The organism is Geomonas sp. (assembly GCF_056994735.1).
In genome coordinates this window covers 1-1385 of sequence record NZ_JBXKJL010000262.1, presented here as the reverse complement: position 1 = coordinate 1385, position 1385 = coordinate 1, and the positions used below count along the sequence as shown (strand labels likewise).

General features: G+C 58.8%; 1 protein-coding gene. It reads right to left on the bottom strand.

The genetic code is table 11. The features are described from left to right. Positions 1-1385, bottom strand: a 1385-nt coding sequence (locus AC11W3_RS11540) for an MtrB/PioB family outer membrane beta-barrel protein (RefSeq protein ID WP_484093051.1), incomplete at both ends; no start/stop codon positions are given.

The window sequence follows — 1385 nt, the reverse complement described above, 5'->3', positions numbered from 1 at the left end:
TTGCGGTAATCATCCCAGTTGCCGGCGTCGATGTTGCTGTTGGTGCGGCCGCCGGTCAGCGCCGTATCCAGCAGATACTGGAAATCCGCATCGCCGTTGGACATCACATAGTCGTACTGCAGCTTCAGGGTGAGCTTTTTGGGGATGATATAGATGTCGGTGCCGACCCCGAAGTCATAGGTCTTGTCCTTCTGATGAAGGTTCCAGTTGAAGTTCAGCGGGTCCTGCACCGCCCCGTCGGGATTGATGGTGGAAGGATTGGTGAACTGCCGCTGGTCTTGCTGCGACCGCACCTTCTCATAGTCGAAATACCCGTAGAGCTTTGCCACCGTGCCGATGCTGTAGTCGGCGTCCACCGTGAACTCGTCCCGCTTGTCCTCGGTGAGGCCCAGCGTGGTGTCATAGTAGTCGGTCCTCTTGTAGATATACCCCAGGGAGATATTGAGGCTGTCCAGCGGAGATATGTCCACTGAGGCCTTGAACGAATCACGGTGCATGGGGGCAACGTCATAGCGCCTCACATAGTGTTCCACCGCTGCTTCGTCCGGGTCATCCTGGACCGCCCGGTCCATCTGGCGGTTCACCCGCTCATAGCCTGTCCTGAGGGTCAGGAAATCAAGGCCGCTCCACCTGAGGTTGACCGCATAGATGTCGTCGGTGGTCTCGGTGACATCGATCCGGTTGTGGAACCTCATTTCGTTGTTCTTGTACGAGCCGCTGAGGTAAAAGTGCATGGGCAGCTTGACTCCCAGCTCCAGGCCCTCGTTCCTCCTGGTGTAGTCAAACAGCTCGTTGACCTCGCCGTCGTCGATGACGTCGGAGCGGTTGTCCTTGTCATAGTAGCCGGCATAGACCTTGGCATCCAGCCAGGGCAGGGGGCTGCTCGTCAGTGCCAGGTCATAGTTGGTGGTCTCGACCCTGCCGTTGAAGCTCTGGCCCGTGGGCGCCAGGGTGAAGGCGTCCCACAGCCTGACCGAATCCGCCCGCGTACGCGATGAGCCGACATTGAGGCTCAGCCTGCTGTTTAGCGGCAGAAAGGCCGATGCCTTGAAGGCGATCTTGTAGTAGTCGTTGTCGGGCGGCAGGCTCAGGGCATCCGGAGAGCCGCTGAAGGCATTGGTGAAGTCCAGCCTGCTGCTGTTGTTGTCAAAGGTGCTGTAGAAATAGCTCAGTGAGGCAAAGAAGGGCTTTTTGGCATACCCTGCCTCAATGCCAAAGCTGTCGGTCCGGTAGTCTATCGGCTCGGGTATCTCCGAGGTGACGGAAAACCCGCCGGAGGCCCCTGCCGGTTTGATGCCGCTTTTGTCCTCCCGGCTAAACGAGGCGCTCACAAAGAAGGGCTTCAGCGCATCGAGCCGGAAGCCGGCGCTGTAGCGCTTGCGCTC